Here is an 18,700-nt window from a genome sequence, read left to right on the forward strand (position 1 = left end):
TCGGCTCTGCTTATAAACAAAAATGCCCTGTAGAAATTCAAGGTTTTGAACCCTACAGGGCATTTTTTATTTTAAAAGATTTCTCTTTTTCCAGATCAAACTTATACTTGGAATAATACTCTGCATCTTTCTTCCCTTTTGTAAAAGCATAGTAAAGAATACCAACACCTAGTAATACAGCCGGAATACTTAGTATCTGGCCCATATTTAAAGTCATACTGTCTTCAAATGTTTCCTGATTTTCTTTTAAAAACTCGTAGAAAAAACGCAAGGTAAATACCCAGATAAGCGATATGCCCAGTAATAATCCATGTGGCGTTTTTTCTTTTGTGCGATTCCACAAATAGAATAATAGCCCCCAAAGTATAAGGCAGGAAAGTGCTTCGTATAATTGCGCAGGGTGTCTGGTAAATGTTTCCGGGGTCATTGTCAAAGAACCATCAGGATTCATGCTGAATACATTGAAACGAAAAGCCCAGGGTACATTACTTTGTTTTCCTAAAATCTCGTGGTTCATCAGGTTTCCTAAGCGAATAAATGCTCCACCTAAAGCAGCAGTTATCACAATTCTGTCAGTAACCCATAAAAAAGGCTGGTCTTTATGTTTTCTGCTATAGATAAACAAGGCTATCAGGGTACCAATAAGAAATCCGTGACTGGCAAGGCCACTATAAGGTGGCATAATCATATCTATCAGGAATTTGCCGGGATTTTGCTTGAAACTGTCAAATTCATAGAAAAAATAATGACCAAAACGAGCACCGATAACCGTAGCAATTATCATAGTAAATAAAAGGATATCAAGGTCTTTGGCAGGTTTATGTTCTTTCTTGAAGACATGAGACATAATCTGGAAACCAATCAGGAAGCCAGAAGCAAAGAGTATTCCGTACCAACGCAGTTCAAATCCGCCAAGTTTCGCAATGATTGGATTGACATTCCAGGGGATTTCTAAAAATATCATATTCTAGTGGTTTGATTTTTTCGCAAAACTATAAGTTTTATCTGATACTTGGATAAAAGGAGATTTTACTTTAATGTAAACCGGGGATTATTTTATAATGAAAACAATACAGTATTAATGCTCTAAAAGCGTGAGCCATGGAATTAAATGTTAAGAAGAGAGGGAAAGATTGAGATCGAAGCTAGTCAGGATTGATAAAAATAAGGGTGTCTGAGTTTTTCTTCGCCAATAGTATTTTGCAGTTATTGACTTTTAGACACCCTTATTTTTTATTTCGATTTGGCAGGTTTAGCTGTTTCAAATGTATGAGTAGAATAATACTCAGCATCTTTTTTGCCTTTTGTAAAGGCATAATATAGAACACCAATGCCTAATAAAACAGCCGGAATACTTAATATCTGCCCCATATTCCATGTCATTTTATCTTCAAATGCTTCCTGATTTTCTTTCAAAAACTCATAGAAGAATCTTAGCGTAAACACCCATATAAGGAATATTCCTAATAATAATCCATGTGGCATTTTTTCTTTGAAGCGGTTCCACAAATAGAATAGCAATCCACAAAGAATCAGACATGAAAGCGCCTCATATAGCTGTGCCGGATGACGAGTGAATGATTCTGGAGTCATCTTCATAGATCCATCAGGATTCAAGCTGAATGTATTAAAACGGAAAGCCCAGGGTACATTGCTTGGTTTGCCTAAAATTTCATGGTTCATCAGATTTCCTAAACGAATAAACGCTCCACCTAATGCTACGGTTATTACCACACGGTCGGTAACCCATAAGAAAGGCTGGTCTTTATGTCTACGACCATATAGAAAAAGGGCAGTAAGAATACCGATAGTAGCTCCATGACTAGCCAGACCATTATAAGGTGGTACAATCATATCAATCAGAAATTTGCCCGGGTTTTGAAGGAAACTATCGAATTCGTAGAAGAAATAATGTCCAAAACGAGCGCCAATAACTGTGGCAATAATCATCACAAATAAAAGTGCATCAAGGTCTTTTTCAGGTTTATGTTCTTTTTTGAAAATATGCGACATTATCTGGTAGCCAATCAGGAAGCCCGAAGCAAATAATAATCCATACCAACGCAGTTCAAATCCACCAAGTTTTGCAATAATGGGATTGACATTCCAGGGAATTTCTAAAAATATCATGTTGTAGGTGTTTGATTTTTTCTCAAAAATATAAGTTTTATCCGATAGATGGTTGCAAAAGTTTTAAAGAACTATGAAGATACGTTTAAAAAAGTATAATTTTGTTAACTATACTTTTTAAAATGCAAGCTGTGAAAAAGTTTTTGAACGATATATATGAGGGGTACTATACTTTTCAGCTCTGGCATATAGGCCCGACGCTGGCACCAACCTATACTCAAGACAGATTTCCTTTTATTTTCTTAGGCTATTATGCTGGATTTATGCTATTACTTATCAGAATATTTTTCAGAATTCTGTCAATATATCATCTTACCCATCTGACATATATCTACCTTATCACAGCTTTTGGTTTTTTAATCCCGTATCTATTTATTTATCGATTAATCAGAAAAGAAATTGGCAAAAGAGACTTAGTACATCAAAATGAGATTGAAGCCCGTAAACAAAAGCTATGGAAATTCTTAATATTTATCCTTTTTTCTCTAATATCTATCATCTTTTTACCTTTACTTTATGATTTATGCTTGCTTTGGTAAAAGCGTAAATTAGTTCTACTATATTTAGAGAAATATCCCTTAAATTTGCAACAGAAACTTCTGCAAACTATCTATTGTTATACTACATAACCCATTAACCGGGCAAAATATCCTTGTACCAGCAATATTTTAATAAAAACATTACTCTTTGACAACCAGCTATCAATCCAACGATTGGTAAGGCTTTAAATTTTTACTCGTTTATGAAAATAAATATCGGAATCATCGGAGGGGCAGGTTATACAGGCGGAGAACTATTAAGAATCTTATTAAATCACCCGAATACAAATATTGCTTTTGTTAATTCTAAAAGTCAGGCGGGCAAACCGGTATACTCTACGCATGGTGATTTATTAGGTGAAACTGACATCAGATTTGCCGATGAACAGGATTTCAGCAAAGCAGATATATTATTTCTTTGTTCTGGGCATAATGAATCGAAAAAATTCTTAGCTGAAAACGCCATTCCAGAAAGTATAAAGATTGTTGACCTAAGTACTGATTTCCGTGATGAAAGCAATGGCTTTACCTATGGTTTGCCGGAATTGCAAAGAGAAAAGATAAAGACAGCTTCTAAAATTGCTAACCCTGGTTGTTTTGCTACAAGTATTGAATTAGCAGTATTGCCTTTAGCTAATGCAGGTTTGATAAAAGAAGACATACATGTAAGTGCGATTACCGGAAGCACAGGAGCAGGACAATCATTATCAGCCACTACACATTTTAGTTGGAGAAATAATAATATTTCTATTTATAAAGCATTTACGCATCAACATCTCAAAGAAATCACGCAAAGTATTAAATCTTTACAAGCTGATTTCGGAAAAGCCATAAATTTTATTCCCTATCGTGGGAACTTCACGAGAGGAATTATGGCGAATATTTATACCAAGTTTGAAGGTACAATAGCAGAAGCACATGAGCTGTATCAGCAATACTACGCCGCTCACCCGTTCACTTATATAAGCGATGAAGCAGAAATAGATTTAAAACAGGTAGTAAATACCAATAAATGTATTCTGCACCTTGAAAAACACGGTGATAATCTGCTGATAAGCAGTATTATTGATAACCTAACCAAAGGGGCATCCGGGCAGGCTGTACAAAATATGAACCTGATTTTTGGATTAGATGAGACAGCAGGATTGAAATTGAAGCCGGTTGGGTTTTAATATTGTAGAGACGTAATGCATTACGTCTCCGAGGGCATATCCTGATCAGTAAAAGTTATTTGGGGAGATGTTTTTCAGTAAAATAGTTTTTTTCTGCTTAAAGGCCAATAGAGACGTATTGCAATACGTCTCTACAAAAAATCCTAAAATATCTTCATCCACTTCCCTTGTTCTTTCATTACCATTTCTATAATCTCTCTTACTGCGCCTTTCCCTCCGTCTTTTGTTGATTTGTATAAGGCTATCTCCTGAATTTCATCTACAGCATCGGCAGGGCAGACTGATAACACATTCCTATGTTTCATAATCTCCCAATCAGGTAAATCGTCTCCCATATAGATAGTCTGGTCGGCTGTTAGATTATTGTCTATTAAATACTGGTCGAAAACAGATAATTTCTGGTCAGTTCTTACGCCTAAGAAAATATCTTTAATTCCCAATGGCGAAAGCCTTTCTCTAACGCTTTCTTCTTTTCCTCCTGAAATGATAGCAATATGATATCCTGAGCGTACGGCCTTTCCCATCGCATACCCATCTTTTACATTAAAGGTACGGGCTAATTCTCCACCTCTCAGCGCAAGTACAGTAGAATCGGTTAAGACACCGTCTATATCAAAAATAAAGGTAGTGATTTTACGAAGCTTAGATTTTAATTTTAGGTTCATGAAAAAAATAAGGTAATTTGAAACCACAATATTCGTGTAAATTCGTTTAATTCATGGCAAATTCTAAAAAATAAATTCGTGTTCAAGTCTCTCTCTCAAAAACTTTTCGGCTTCTTCTTTAAAAGCATTTATGGGAAAACGATTATTGTATTGTTGGGACTAATGATTCTGCTGAACCTGACTTTTCCACTAAAAATAAACACGAAATATTCCACCTTAATTACTGCCTCCGACGGCACACTATTACATGCTTTCTTAAGTCCCGATGATAAATGGCGCATGTATGTAGAATTAAAAGAAATTACGCCAACTCTTCGAAAAGCCATTATTACTAAAGAAGACAAGTATTTCTACTACCATTTTGGGGTTAATCCAATTGCTATTATCAGAGCATTATATAATAATGTTACTAAAGGTAGGCGCACTTCGGGGGCAAGTACGATTACGATGCAGGTAGTGCGTATGCTATATCCAAATGAACGGACATATTGGAATAAGCTATCTGAGATTGGAAAAGCTACACAATTGGAAATTTTTTACTCGAAAGAAGAAATTCTTCAAATGTATCTCAATCTGGTGCCTTATGGGTCTAATATTGAGGGAATCAAATCTGCTTCTTATTTATATTTTCAGAAATCGCCAGATAGATTGAGTCTGGCGGAGGTAACTACTTTGGCTATTATACCTAATAGACCCACAAGTTTGCAATTAGGTACTAAAAATCCTCTGATTGTGCAGGAAAGGAATAAATGGTTGGAGCGATTCAGAAAAGAAAAAGCATTTGAGAATCAGGCAATTAATGACGCAACCAAAGAGCCACTTCAAGTAAGTCGACATGAAGCGCCTAAATTAGTGCCACATCTGGCTTTAAGATTGAAAAAGCAGTATCCTGATGAGCCAACTATCAGAACTTATATTAAACAACCTATACAAGCAAAAGTAGAACAGATTGTCGGGAATTATGCCAACAGAGTTCGGGCGATGAATATCCATAATGCCGCTGTTCTGGTTATCAATAATGAAACCATGCAGGTAGAAAGCTACGTAGGTTCAGCAGATTTTTATAATAAGACGGATGGAGGGCAGGTAGATGGCATTCAAGCCATTCGTTCACCCGGAAGTGCCTTAAAACCTGTTCTTTATGCTACTGCCTTCGATAAAGGACTCATTACTCCCAAAAACATTATTAATGATGTACCAACGAATTTCAGCGGTTTTGAACCTGAAAACTTTGATAAGAAATTCAATGGTAAGGTAACAGTAGAATTTGCTCTGGCTAATTCATTAAATATCCCTGCAGTAAAAGTTGTAAGAGATTTAGGAAAGAAAGAATTGATAGAGGTATTAAAGAAAGCCAATTTTCAAACTGTAAAGAAGCAGGAAAAGGATTTAGGTCTTTCAATAGTGCTGGGAGGATGCGGAGTAACCTTAGAGGAAATGACGCAATTGTATGCCGTATTTGCGAATCATGGAAAATGGGAGAAAGCCAGATTGAAAAGAGAGGCAAAAGAGAGTAGAAGTGTATCGCCATTAGTTTCTCCGGAGTCTTGCTTTCTGATTACGCAGATTTTATCCCAAATTAAGAGACCAGATTTGCCTAATAATTTCGATTACACTTATCGCTTACCTAAAATCGCGTGGAAAACGGGTACTTCTTTCGGAAAACGTGATGCGTGGAGCATTGGCTATAATAAGAAATACACAATTGGAGTTTGGGTAGGTAATTTTTCGGGAGAAGGTGTTCCTGAATTGAGTGGAGCAGAAATAGCTACGCCTTTATTGTTTCAAATCTTTAATAGCATTGATTACAATTCCAATAACGAATGGTTTCAGCAACCCAAAAATGTGGTTTCTCGACAGGTCTGTGCCGAATCAGGTGATTTGCCGAATGAATACTGCCCCAATAAAATTCTGGATTATTCTATCAGGAATGTCTCACATACCCATAAGTGTGCCCATATCAAGCAATTTTTTGTCAATTATGCTGAAACTATCAGCTATTGTACGCAATGCTTACCTATGGATGGCAATTACAAGGGAAAGAACTACATGAACTACGCCCCTGAACTCATCAGTTTTTATGAATTGAAGCATATTCTTTATGAGCGTATTCCGCCTCACAATCTAGCCTGCACCAGAGTGTTTGGCACTGTTAATAATCTGCCTGTTATCACTAATCCTAACGAGGGAAGCGAATATTATATTAATGCTAAAGACCCACAACAAATGCAATTGGCTTGTCAGGCGGCAAATGACGTGAAAGAGGTGTATTGGTATCTGAATGATAAGTTACTTAGAAAAGCAAAAGCCAATCAACCTGTCTTTTTTGTACCGACTGCGGGTAAATTACGGATTTCATGTACTGATGATAAAGGAAGAAGTAGTACTATTTCAGTGACAATAAAGTCGGAATAAAACAAAAGAGAGGAACTCTTACGAATCCCTCTCTTGCTGTTGAAATTTCAACAATATTAATAACGATACATTTCTGATTTGAATGGACCTTCTGTTGATACACCGATATAAGCGGCTTGGTCAGCATTCAATGTATCTAATTTGGCACCTACGTGAGATAAGTGGAAAGCAGCTACTTTCTCATCTAATTGCTTAGGCAATACGTATACTTTCTTCTCATATTTGTCACTGTTGGTCCACAATTCGATTTGTGCCAATGTCTGATTCGAGAACGAACATGACATTACAAAAGATGGATGACCCATTGCACAACCTAAGTTTACTAAACGACCTTCAGCTAGAATGATAATTTCTTTACCATCGATTTCGTACATATCAACCTGTGGTTTGATAGTAGTTTTAGAATGTCCGTAGTTGTTGTTCAACCACGCCATATCGATTTCGTTATCGAAGTGACCGATGTTACAAACCACAGCTTTATCACGCATCGCTTTAAAGTGACGGTCACGGATGATGTCGATGTTTCCGGTTGCTGTTACAAAGATATTCGCACGGGTAGCTGCTTCGTCCATCGTAACTACCTCATAACCGTCCATAGCTGCCTGAAGTGCACAGATTGGGTCGATTTCAGTTACCAAAACTCTACACCCTGCACCACGCAATGAATCTGCCGAACCTTTACCTACATCACCATAACCAGCTACAACTGCTACTTTACCAGCCAACATTAAGTCAGTTGCACGACGAATCGCATCAACTAATGATTCACGACAACCGTATTTGTTATCAAATTTAGATTTAGTTACAGAGTCGTTTACGTTGATAGCCGGTAAGTGTAAAGTACCGTTTCTTTGACGCTCGTATAGACGGTGAACACCGGTAGTTGTTTCTTCTGATAAACCTTTGATATCGCCAATTAACTCAGGATATTTGTCAAACACCATGTTTGTTAAATCACCACCATCATCCAAAATCATGTTTAATGGTTGTTGTTCTTCACCAAAAAACAAAGTTTGTTCAATACACCAGTCAAACTCTTCTGCAGTTTGTCCTTTCCAAGCATAAACCTGAATACCAGCGGCAGCAATAGCAGCAGCAGCGTGATCTTGCGTTGAGAAGATATTACATGATGACCAAGTAACTTCAGCACCCAACTCTACCAATGTTTCAATCAAAACCGCAGTCTGGATAGTCATGTGTAAACAACCTGCTACACGTGCACCTGCTAATGGTTTTGATGGACCGTACTCTTTACGAATAGACATCAAGCCCGGCATCTCTGCTTCAGCTAATTTGATTTCTTTACGACCCCAATCGGCAAGGGCTATGTCTTTTACTTTGTAAGGAATGTAATTTTTTGTTGACATTATCTTTTAAGTTAATTTATCCTTATTAAATTGTTAATTTAGTTGGTTTTTCTAAATTACTGACAAAATTAGGATAAATTATTGTGATAATAAATTTTATTTGGATAATTTTATTTAGGGATAATAAATTGTGGGGCATCCGGGTAACGGTCGCTTCTAGTTCGCCTCACATTTTTCTAATACTATAAGCAAAACAACCCCTGTCCCTCTTGGATAGAATAAAGGCGAAGTATGACTTGACACAATAGACAGCTAATTTCATAATTCTTTATTGTCACATAAAGAACTCTAATCTAACTAATTATTCTTCAATCGCATCTTTCCATCGGTCAGAATAATCTCATCTTTTTTGTCCTGTTTTTTGTAGCCGTTTCCTTCGGGGTCAATGTTTGAGTCGAATCCGGTAGCCTGGGTGATCACTTTGTTTTCCATTTTGTCTTTCAGGCGGCCCAATCCACCAAATACAGTAGCTGATGCTTTCTCTTTCCAATAGGTACCAGTCAATTTGCTGCTAAATGTAATATCTATGAAACCATCACCATTATTCTTCACTTCCAAGGTCTCGTCATTGTTCTGAGATTCTCCCATATGGTATTCCATACGAGGTTCTTTGATTTCTTCTACATATCTGATGGCTGCAATACCTTTATATTTGCCCAAATCCTGTGCTTTTTTGATATTTTCTTTGGTGTCGGGATTATCGGCATTTACAATCAGATAAGTACCTGATTCTACAGCAGAGCGACCATAGAAATCACCCAGCCATATACGTAACATTTTGTCGGGTTTGTTAGCATTACCAGTAAAATATCCATAGTTGCCGATTTTAATCTGGCGGGGCTGTGTTTTATATTCAGTGCCATTAATCATAACACTCATGGTATTATCGTTTGATACTTGGGCCAAAGCATTTGCCGTAATAAATAGCAGAATGATGAATGCATAAGAGGTTTTCATGTCTTTATTGATTAAGTATATGAGATAATAATGGGCATCTATACCCGAAAAACATGCGAATAACGCTATTCCTGATAAAGCGTATAAATTTTTAATGATTATTGGTTTATAAAATTTACTGAAAGGTCGAAAGTATATATTTTCGGTTATATGGCATTTAATAGACGCTCTATTTGATTTAGTCAGGAGTATAGTTGAATCTATAACTAATGATGCCGAATTAAAATCTGTCTACCTGATTAAATAGCAAGGATTTATCTTTTGGTTTTTACTATATTTGGTTATTCTATTTCAATTCTTCTAAACCTTAACTATGAAAAAATTACTCTTCGCGCTCTTTGCCTGTTGGCAGATAAATACCTTTGCCCAGACAACTGAAGAAAAATATGCTGAAGACCCTGCGTCTATTGAACAGGCAGGTGTACCTAAAGGAGAAATACTAAAATTTGAATTTGCTGATTCCAAGATTTTTCCGGGTACCTGGCGCGAGTATTGGGTATATGTTCCGGCACAATATACACCTGATAAACCGGCCTGCGTATATATCAATCAGGATGGTATTCAATGGAAAGCTCCTACGGTTTTTGATAACCTGATTCATAAAAAAGAAATGCCGGTTACGATTGGTATTTTTGTGATGCATGGAAGAGTAAAGGCGGCTAATAGTGAAACATCTCTAGATCGCTTTAACCGCAGTTATGAATACGATGGTTTGGGAGATAATTATGCAAGATTCATTTTAGATGAAATTCTCCCTGAAGTAGAAAAGAAGAAAACGAGCGATGGTCGTGCTATTCGTTTATCAAAAAGCGGAAATGATAGAGCTATAGGCGGCTCAAGCAGTGGAGCAGTTTGCGCTTTTACAGCTGCCTGGGAACGCCCTGATGCCTTTTCAAGAGTATTTAGTGCCATTGGTACATATGTGGGTCTGAGAGGAGCCAATGAATATCCGACACTCATTCGTAAATACGAACCTAAGCCTATCCGTGTTTACTTGCAGGATGGTACCAATGATTTGAATATTTATGCAGGCGACTGGTGGAAATCGAATGAGCTGATGGAAAGAGCCTTGATTTTTTCTGGCTATGAAGTAAATCATGTTTGGGGTGAGGGTGGACATAATGGCAAACATGGAACTGCTATCTTTCCTGAGGCTATGCGGTGGCTTTGGAAAGATTATCCGAAACCTGTCACAGCAGGTAAAACCAAGAACCCGTTTTTAAGCGATATCCTACTTGATAATGAAGGGTGGGAATTGGTAGGTGAAGGTTATACTTTTACAGAGGGTACGGCTGCCAATGCGACAGGAGAAGTATTCTATCAGGATATTCCTAATTCAAAAACCTATAAAGTGGGATTAGATGGTAAATTGACAACCCTGGATATTGATGCTAAGAAATCAAGCGGCACGGCTTTTAGTCCTGATGGGAAAAGGTATGTAGTGGCAGGTGGAACAAAGCAAATAATCAGCCATGATGCAACAGGTAAAGAAACAGTCGTAGCTGATAACCAGACAGGAAATGATATTGTAGTAGCTAAAAATGGCAATATATACATTACAGCGCCTAATGGTGTAAGCAATCCAAGCAAATTGTATTTGATAAGACCGAATGGCGAAAAGATAGAAGTTGATGAGGGCTTAAAATTTGCCAATGGCTTGACTCTCTCGCCTGACCAGACACAGTTATATGTAACCGAATCAGCCTCTCATTGGGTATGGGTATACCAGGTTCAAGCTGATGGCAGATTATCTCATAAGCAAAAATATGGGTGGCTTCATGTACGCGATACGGATGAAAATGCTTGGTCGGACGGATTAAAATGTGATAGAGATGGCAGAGTATATGTTACAACACTCTCAGGAATACAAGTACTTGACCAAACCGGGCGAGTAAATGCCATTTTACCAGTACCTAAAACCAAGGGACAAGTATCAAATCTATGTTTCGGCGGGCCAAATTTTGATGTGATGTATATTACTTGTGTAGATAAGGTGTTTCGTCGGAAAGTGAAAGTAAAAGGAGCGAATACTTTTGATACGCCTAATAAACCGGCAGCGCCGAGGCTTTAACCTGTGGTTTGCGTGTCACGACTCTACTCTGACGAATATGGGCGTGGAACATTTAATGGTACTCTAAGTTAAGTAATAATTGGCTTAAATCTTTTGTTAGGTAAAATGGCAAAATTATGAAATTTATCAATTAATTGATAAAAATGCAAAAACAGCATTTAAATAAAAAATTACCGTAAAATAAATTTCTTAAAACAATGGCAATGAAATAAAAATAATTTATGTATATTTGGTTTATTAAAAAACAACATTCTGTGATATAAAAAACACTAAAACGCATACATTTTTTTGTGTCCGCCATTTCCTGCTTCTATTATACAGAAGTACTTATTTCTATTATTCTAAAGTATAAGATTCAGCTTTTCTCAATAAATTTCCTCAAAGTAGTCTTTAGAAATTTTTCAATTAATGTTTTAAAAGCATTTTTTCTGAACCTCATTATTTAATTAATTGTATTACCTAATATCTTAAAAATGTCATGAAAAAGAGTATTTTATTTTTATCAATATCAGCTATGTTAATGTTTTCATGTAGCATAAACCAACCTTCACCAGAAACCAAGCTTTATGCAGATTTATGCATTAGCCCAGATAAGTATAATTTACCTATTAAACTATCAGAATTTAAGGAAGCAAACGCTGTGATAAAATATGGCACCGGTGCTTCTTATGCTTATTTCTGGTATATTCAAATTGAAGGCCATGAAAACACACCTTTTACTCCTTGCATGTTCCCGGAAGAGTTTAAACGTAATGGAATGAAAGTAATAATTTCAGGAACTTCGTACACTTTAAATTGCAAAGCGGGAATGCCATGTGGAGGAATGGCAAGTGGACCCTTCGTAATCGATAGTATTAAACAGGTGGAAAATTAAATATTTTAAGTGATTATAAAGTTATAGGTGTTTTTTTGAGGATGCAAATTTTATTCACGTTTCTCCCAAACGGTGACTAGTCTTATGTAATGAATACCCGTGTATTATTTATCCATATAAAACAACAAATGTGATGAAAAAAAATCTGATTTTTTTAACCCTCTTTTTTCTTTCTTTTTTATCCTTTGCTCAACCCTCAATCACCTTAACTGGTTCTCCTGCAGACTTAAATAAGATTGAGGAAGATAAATTAAATGAAATATTCATGGAATATAAGGTTTTTACATTTTCTAAAAGTGAGTTAGAACTCGCAAAATCAAAAAAGAATATCATCTTTAATCTACCAGGTACATCCTTTCCTCAAGAATCTTTCGAATTCATAGATTCGGATTTATTTGCAGCGGATTACAAAAAAGAAAGTAATGAAGTCAAATCTCTGCTTGAAAATAATAGCTTTTTAAGAGCTATAAACCTTGAGAGGGAAACATTTAGTTTAACAATCAGTAAAGAATCAATTAGTGGACGATATCATTCAGGAGTGGATGGTGATTGGAATTTTTCAACAATCCGACATTTTTTTGGTAAAGATTTTAGTGAAGAAAAAGTCGTAGTTTATAGGTCTGATTCATACAAAAAAGGGCATGAAGATATGTGTGGAACGGAAGGGATTGTTCAAAATTTAAAAAAGAAATATAGAATTAATACCTTTGGAATAAATAATTATTGTCGGAAGATATTTGTGGCGATAGAAGGTGATAATGAATGGAATTCTTTCTTCGGAGTTAATGCTTCCTCTCAAATGGCTAGTATAATGAATACTGTTACCACAATATTTGGAAGTGAATTATCAATGGTAGTTCAGGTATCAAGTTCAACTCTTTGGACAACTACAGATCCATACACAAGTACTTCAATAACTAAAGGTCCTGCTCTAAGTGAATTTCGTAATTGGTGGAATAGTAATAGAACAGGTATCACCAGAGACTGTGCATTATTATTTTCTAAAAGAACTTTTGCACTAGAAGGAGGCCTTCAATACGTAGGAGTAGCATATGCTAATTCTCTTTGTAGTTCAGATGCTTATGGGATGATAGCAAATCCATTAAATATAGAAACAATAACTTGTCATGAATTAGCACATATTGTTGGCCATACGGGACATGATGATAGCCCTACAGGAACAATTATGGAGACGGCTAATTCAGGGAATATTAGTTCTTTTTCTAATTATTCTAAGGATTTAATCTGGAATAACTTAGCTAGTGGACTAGAAAACTGTATAATAACAGGTAGCTTTCAAATGTATAAAGATGGCATTCTTATTACAACCTCTGATATCAATTATGTATGCTTATCTAATTGGTATAATATGAATGCGGCGGGAATAAATAGTATTACTTGGAGTGTTCAAAACTTTGGAACAAGCGCATATATAGTCTCTTCAAGTAGCTCAAGTGCAACAGTATCAGCAGGAAGTAACGCTGGTACTTTTACAGTGAAGGCAAGTAAATCAAATGCTTGTGGTAATATTGATAGGTATTATCAATTCGATGCTTCGAGTTGTTTTAGGTACTCTGTTTTCCCTAACCCTTCAAGTTCTAAATTAACAATTGCTTTTGATGATTTAAATTCAATTGAAAATTTTCCTAATAAAATAGAGTTAATTAGTGATGCCACAAAATATTCGGCACTTTCGATTAATCTTTCGGAAGAATTTACTAAAAAAACAATCAAAGATGGTAGCAAGATAGAGCTTGATGTTAAAAGTCTTCCAAGAGGTATTTATTACTTAATAATTACCAACTTAAAACTCGAAAATAAACCTACAGAAACTGTTCGAATTCTAATAGAATAATTTTATTAAAGAAACTTAGAGCTTTTAATAAATTAAAGATTCAGTGTATGTGCAACGGTAATATTTGTCAGACATAGCCGTTGCACACTGAATTCATATTATGCCAATTTAATCTTCTTACCAGTGCGTGCAGCCTCATAAATAGCCGTCAGATATTTCATGTCTTTTAAGCCTTCTTCCCCTGAAATATGGCTTGGAAACATTTTGGTTTCCAGAAACTCACGAGCGATAGCTTCCAGCATATTAGCCTGATGATGCACAATTGGCAGATTCAGTTCTCCCTGACTTGTGCGGCCCTTAATTGGCCCGTAGCTATAAGCAGGACTTAACTGAACGAAGCCTTTTTCATAAGTAATATATAATTGTTCAATATTGGTTTTATATGATGTAAATCCATTGACAGTAACTGCATCGGGGAAGTCAAACTGCCATGAGAGAGACTCTTCCACATCTTTAAAACGAGTAGGGTCAGTAATAGGGCCAAATTGGGCTGTTACGGCTAAAGGTTCTTTACCTGTTATATACCGAGAGCCTTGTACACAATAAATGCCTACGTCCATCAATGGGCCACCACCTGCCATTGGTTTTTTCAATCGCCATTGAGTTGGGTCGCCAATGGTAAAGCCAAAGTTTGAGTTAATGAATTTTACATTACCAAAAACTTTCTCACGGCTCATTCTGATGACCTCCTTAGTAAAAGGCTCAAAGTGCATGCGGTAACCTACCCCCAACTGCACTCCGGCATCTTTACAAGCTTTTATCATCTCCTGGCATTCTTTTACCGTATTTGCCATAGGCTTCTCGCACATTACGTGTTTACCTGCTTTCGCTGCACGTATCACATATTCGTGGTGCATAGAGTTGGGTAGCACAACATATACAATATCAATATCTTTATTATCGGCTATCTGGTCAAATGTCTGATAGTTATATACATTCTTTTTCGGAATATTATATTTCTTCATCCATTCTTCGGCCTTAGATGGCGTACCTGTTACAATACCTGCCAGATAACAATTAGGAGTTTGTTCCAAACCAACGGCTAACTGATTTTTCGCATAACTCCCTAAACCCACTAAGGCAATACCCAATTTCTTGCCTTCATATTTGGATTTTGATTCGGGGATACTCACCAGAGAGGGAACAGTAAATGCTGCTGCTGTAGTGCCGAGCCCTACACCTAAATTTTGCAGGAATGAACGGCGAGATTGATTTTCAGTCATTAGATTCAGGTTTAATAGTTTAATTATCAATTCGATAAGTCACGAAAGCTAATTGCTTACTATCGGGAGACCAACTTGGTACATTAATAGTTCCCTGTCCGCCAAAAAATACTTCAGTTAAATCTTTAATTTTTTTGGTTTTCAAATCCATCAGGCGAAGTTTAACATCTTTACCAAACGGATGAGCCGCTTTCTGGTCTTCTATATAAGTAATAAAAACAATCGATTTACCATCGGGTGACGGGTGCGCAAACCAATTGCTATATTCATCATTGGTGAGTTGTTCCTGCTCGCTTCCGTCAGGTTTCATACGGTAAATATGCATTTTTCCGGTACGGTGCGAATTGAAATAGATGTATTTCCCATCTGGAGAATATTCCGGGCCATCATCCAGACTTTGGGCATCAGTCAATCGTTTTTCTTCGCCACCGTTAACAGGGATACTATATACATCAAATTCGCCATTTCTTGAAGCGCAATAGACTAAGGTTTGTCCATCAGGAGAAATGCCATGCCAGTAAGAGGGAGCTTTTTCTGTAATGAGTTTAGGCGTACCACCGTCGATTGGAAGAGTGAAAATGCGCGAAGTGCCGCCTTTATTCCCTCGCATAGTACTATCGTTATGGCTGATAACTATCATTTTGCCATCAAAGCTGATGCCATGGTCGTTATTGCATTTATTGGCAATGCCTGTATTGATAATGCCAAGTTTCTCACCGGAAGTAGAGACTCTTTCTAGTAACCCTTTGGCATTGATAATGAAGTATTTACCGTCTCTCGACCAGTTAGGGGCTTCAAAATGACGTTTTTCTTTGAGTATGATTGTTCGTTTGCCTGACTTTATGTCGATGGTTTCCAGTGTGCTTTCCACGTTCTGAGGTGCTTGGGCAAACACAGCAATGGGGAAGATAAAGAATAAGATTTTCATAGAATTGAATACATTAGGCTTATAGTTGAATAGAAACCAAATGTATTCAATTTTTAATCAATTTACTAGACTTATAGTACGGAATTCTCTGGTTTTCCGCCTAATTTATAAGGATAATCTGTCGTATAATGTAGTCCTCGGCTTTCTTTACGTTTCATAGCACAGCGAATCACTAATTCAGCGCATTGCACCAGATTGCGCAATTCACAAAGCTTTACTGAAAGCTTGGTTTTCTTGTAGAATTCTTCTGTTTCATCTTTTACCAGTTTCAGGCGACGTAAAGCGCGTTCTAAACGGAAATCAGAACGGACAATACCTACGTAGTCAGACATCATGCGTTGCACCTCACGCAAGTTGTGAGTAACCAGAATTTCTTCATTCGATTGTTCTGTACCAAATTCATTCCAATCAGGCACATTTTCCTGGAAGCTGATTTTGTCCACATCTTCCATTGCCTGATGAGCAATGCGATGTCCGAAAACGGCTGCTTCCAGTAATGAATTAGATGCTAAACGGTTAGCTCCATGTAGTCCGGTAGAAGAACATTCACCGCAGGCAAACAAGCGATGAATAGTTGAATGTCCATATTCATCTACTAAAATACCTCCACATAAATAATGTGCGGCAGGTACTACGGGAATCATGTCTTTAGAAATATCAAGCCCTATACTCAAGCATTTCTCATAAATGTTTGGAAAGTGCTGTAATATTAGTTCTTTAGGTTTGAATGAAATATCAAGATAAACATGATCTTCTCCCGATTTCTTCATTTCTGCATCTATCGAACGAGCCACTATATCACGGGGAGCCAAGGAGCCACGAGGGTCGTAGCTTTGCATAAATTCTTCGCCCTTTTTATTTTTCAATACCCCACCCTCACCACGTACGGCTTCGGTAATGAGGAAACTTGGATATTCACCCGGATTATATAAAGAAGTAGGGTGAAATTGTATCATTTCCATGTCTCTAACTCGGCCTTTGGCTCGATATATCATGGCAATACCGTCTCCCGTAGCAATCACTGGGTTGGTTGTGGCAGAGTAAATATTTCCTGCGCCACCAGTAGCCATTAGTGTAACCTTTGAAAGGATAGTTTCTACCTGATTGGTATGCACATTTAAGGCATAAACGCCAAAACAGGTAATATCACTCGTTTCACGTGTAACCTCAATCCCCAAATGGTGCTGGGTAATGATTTCAACGGCATAATAATGCGTCAGAATCTCAATATTCGGGTTTTTACTTACCTGTTCAAGCAAAGCCCGCTCAATCTCTTTGCCTGTAATATCTTTATAGTGTAGTATTCTCTTCTCTGAGTGTCCACCTTCACGTGTCAGGTCATATTCCGAACCATGTTTGTCGAAGTTAGTTCCATAATCAATTAATTCCTGAATACGGTCAGGGCCCTCGGTTACCACTATCTCTACAATTTTTCGATCGCAGAGTCCATCTCCGGCAATCAATGTATCGCTGATATGTTTTTCAAAAGAGTCGGTTTCAGGGTCAAAAACAGCAGCTATACCACCTTGTGCATATTTGGTATTCGTTTCGTCGGCGTTTACTTTCGTCAGAATCAATACCTTTCCTTTGGCTGCTGCTTTTAGCGCAAAACTCAAGCCTGCAATACCGGAACCTATCACTAAAAAATCTACTTTTTGCATGAGATAAAATTTGAATACTTTTCAATAAAGTTATTGAAAGCGGTCTTTAAATTATTCAAATATAGGGGTTAGTTGTTTAGTTTTACAAAACCTCCATCAATCAGGTAATCGCAGCCTGTAATGAATCCTGCTTCATCAGAGCATAGATATACAGCCAATGAGCCAATTTCCTCCGGTTTTGCCATACGGCCAATCGGTTGGGTTTTTGAAAGTTTATCAAACATTTCTTTTTCTTTACCCGGATAAGTCTTTTTCAGGAATCCATCTACAAATGGGGTGTGTACACGAGCAGGAGAAATGCTGTTACAACGGATATTATGTTTCAGGTAATCTTTAGCTACTTGTAAAGTCATGGTATAAATAGCTCCTTTACTCATCGAATAGGCAAACCTGTCGGGAATCCCGACTGTAGCGGCAATAGAAGCAATGTTAAGAATCACTCCACCGCCTTTCGCTCTGAAATGTGGGATAAGGGCTTGGAGACAGTTATAAGTACCTTTTACATTCACATTAAATACCTTGTCAAAATCTTCTTCTGAGGTAGTTTCAACCGTGCCTATATGAGCTATACCTGCATTATTCACCAGAATATCAATGGTATTTTCTTTAGCTATTTTGTCAATGGCTTTTTTTACCTCTCTTTGCTTGGATACATCTACCTGATGAAAGTAGGCTTCGCCACCATTAGCATTAATCAGGTCTGCTTCGCGTTCGGCTTGGTCGACATTTAATTCAAATATATGTACTGCTGCTCCTTGTTTAGCAAAAAGTCTGGAAATCGAAAGGCCTATGCCGCTTGCACCTCCGGTTACGATGGCTACTTTATTATCAAGACGAAACATT

General features: G+C 37.1%; 15 protein-coding genes. 6 read left to right on the forward strand and 9 right to left on the reverse strand.

From position 1 onward, the window contains the following. Positions 1-52: 52 nt before the first annotated feature. Together lgt (D0T08_RS13725) and lgt (D0T08_RS13730) are read right to left on the reverse strand one after the other, a co-directional pair. Positions 53-964: a prolipoprotein diacylglyceryl transferase gene (gene lgt, locus D0T08_RS13725; protein WP_199538160.1), complete on the reverse strand. Its 912-nt coding sequence runs from the start codon at positions 962-964 to the stop codon at positions 53-55. Positions 965-1,233: 269 nt separating this feature from the next. Beyond that, on the reverse strand, positions 1,234-2,130 hold the full coding sequence (gene lgt, locus D0T08_RS13730) for a prolipoprotein diacylglyceryl transferase (protein ID WP_199538161.1): 897 nt from the start codon (positions 2,128-2,130) through the stop codon (positions 1,234-1,236). 131 nt (positions 2,131-2,261) lie between these two features. On the opposite strand from lgt (D0T08_RS13730), the gene D0T08_RS13735 reads away from it, so the two are divergent. After that, a complete protein-coding gene (locus D0T08_RS13735; protein WP_147322772.1) occupies positions 2,262-2,669 on the forward strand; it encodes a hypothetical protein in 408 nt (135 codons plus the stop codon). 203 nt (positions 2,670-2,872) lie between these two features. Next, positions 2,873-3,841 carry an N-acetyl-gamma-glutamyl-phosphate reductase gene (gene argC / locus D0T08_RS13740; RefSeq protein WP_116983226.1) on the forward strand — a complete coding sequence of 323 codons (969 nt, stop codon included), beginning with the start codon at positions 2,873-2,875 and terminating at the stop codon, positions 3,839-3,841. 143 nt (positions 3,842-3,984) lie between these two features. Here the strand turns inward: argC and D0T08_RS13745 are convergent, their stop codons facing one another. Beyond that, positions 3,985-4,506, reverse strand: a complete 522-nt coding sequence (locus D0T08_RS13745; RefSeq protein WP_116983227.1) for an HAD family hydrolase — start codon at positions 4,504-4,506, stop codon at positions 3,985-3,987. A gap of 78 nt (positions 4,507-4,584) precedes the next feature. Here D0T08_RS13745 and pbpC point away from each other — a divergent pair, with 78 nt between their 5' ends. Continuing rightward, on the forward strand, positions 4,585-6,921 hold the full coding sequence (gene pbpC / locus D0T08_RS13750; RefSeq protein ID WP_409012925.1) for a penicillin-binding protein 1C: 2,337 nt from the start codon (positions 4,585-4,587) through the stop codon (positions 6,919-6,921). 56 nt (positions 6,922-6,977) lie between these two features. On the opposite strand, the gene ahcY is transcribed toward pbpC, so the two are convergent. Together ahcY and D0T08_RS13760 are read right to left on the reverse strand one after the other, a co-directional pair. Next, positions 6,978-8,288: an adenosylhomocysteinase gene (gene ahcY, locus D0T08_RS13755; protein WP_116983229.1), complete on the reverse strand. Its 1,311-nt coding sequence runs from the start codon at positions 8,286-8,288 to the stop codon at positions 6,978-6,980. A 297-nt stretch (positions 8,289-8,585) separates the two neighbouring features. Continuing rightward, complete coding sequence (locus D0T08_RS13760) at positions 8,586-9,245, reverse strand: hypothetical protein (protein WP_116983230.1); 660 nt, start codon at positions 9,243-9,245, stop codon at positions 8,586-8,588. A 313-nt stretch (positions 9,246-9,558) separates the two neighbouring features. Here D0T08_RS13760 and D0T08_RS13765 point away from each other — a divergent pair, with 313 nt between their 5' ends. From D0T08_RS13765 to D0T08_RS13775, 3 genes are all read left to right on the forward strand, one after another. Beyond that, positions 9,559-11,316 carry an SMP-30/gluconolactonase/LRE family protein gene (locus D0T08_RS13765; protein WP_116983231.1) on the forward strand — a complete coding sequence of 586 codons (1,758 nt, stop codon included), beginning with the start codon at positions 9,559-9,561 and terminating at the stop codon, positions 11,314-11,316. A gap of 478 nt (positions 11,317-11,794) precedes the next feature. Continuing rightward, on the forward strand, positions 11,795-12,190 hold the full coding sequence (locus D0T08_RS13770; RefSeq protein WP_147322773.1) for a hypothetical protein: 396 nt from the start codon (positions 11,795-11,797) through the stop codon (positions 12,188-12,190). A 133-nt stretch (positions 12,191-12,323) separates the two neighbouring features. Further along, entirely contained in the window at positions 12,324-14,045 is a 1,722-nt protein-coding gene (locus D0T08_RS13775) for a M12 family metallo-peptidase (protein WP_116983233.1), read from the forward strand. Positions 14,046-14,143: 98 nt separating this feature from the next. Here D0T08_RS13775 and D0T08_RS13780 read toward each other — a convergent pair whose 3' ends face one another. The 4 genes from D0T08_RS13780 to D0T08_RS13795 form a co-directional block, all read right to left on the reverse strand. Then, positions 14,144-15,268, reverse strand: coding sequence for a Gfo/Idh/MocA family protein (locus D0T08_RS13780; protein ID WP_116983234.1), 1,125 nt, complete (start codon positions 15,266-15,268; stop codon positions 14,144-14,146). Positions 15,269-15,287: 19 nt separating this feature from the next. Beyond that, a complete protein-coding gene (locus tag D0T08_RS13785) occupies positions 15,288-16,196 on the reverse strand; it encodes a DUF5050 domain-containing protein (RefSeq protein ID WP_116983235.1) in 909 nt (302 codons plus the stop codon). A gap of 71 nt (positions 16,197-16,267) precedes the next feature. Further along, a complete protein-coding gene (gene nadB / locus D0T08_RS13790) occupies positions 16,268-17,857 on the reverse strand; it encodes an L-aspartate oxidase (RefSeq protein ID WP_116983236.1) in 1,590 nt (529 codons plus the stop codon). Between the two features lie 68 nt (positions 17,858-17,925). Beyond that, a complete protein-coding gene (locus tag D0T08_RS13795) occupies positions 17,926-18,699 on the reverse strand; it encodes an SDR family NAD(P)-dependent oxidoreductase (protein ID WP_116983237.1) in 774 nt (257 codons plus the stop codon). Between the last annotated feature and the right edge of the window lies 1 nt (position 18,700).

The sequence above is a fragment of the Emticicia sp. C21 genome, assembly GCF_003418935.1.
Classification (GTDB): Bacteria; Bacteroidota; Bacteroidia; order Cytophagales; family Spirosomataceae; genus Emticicia.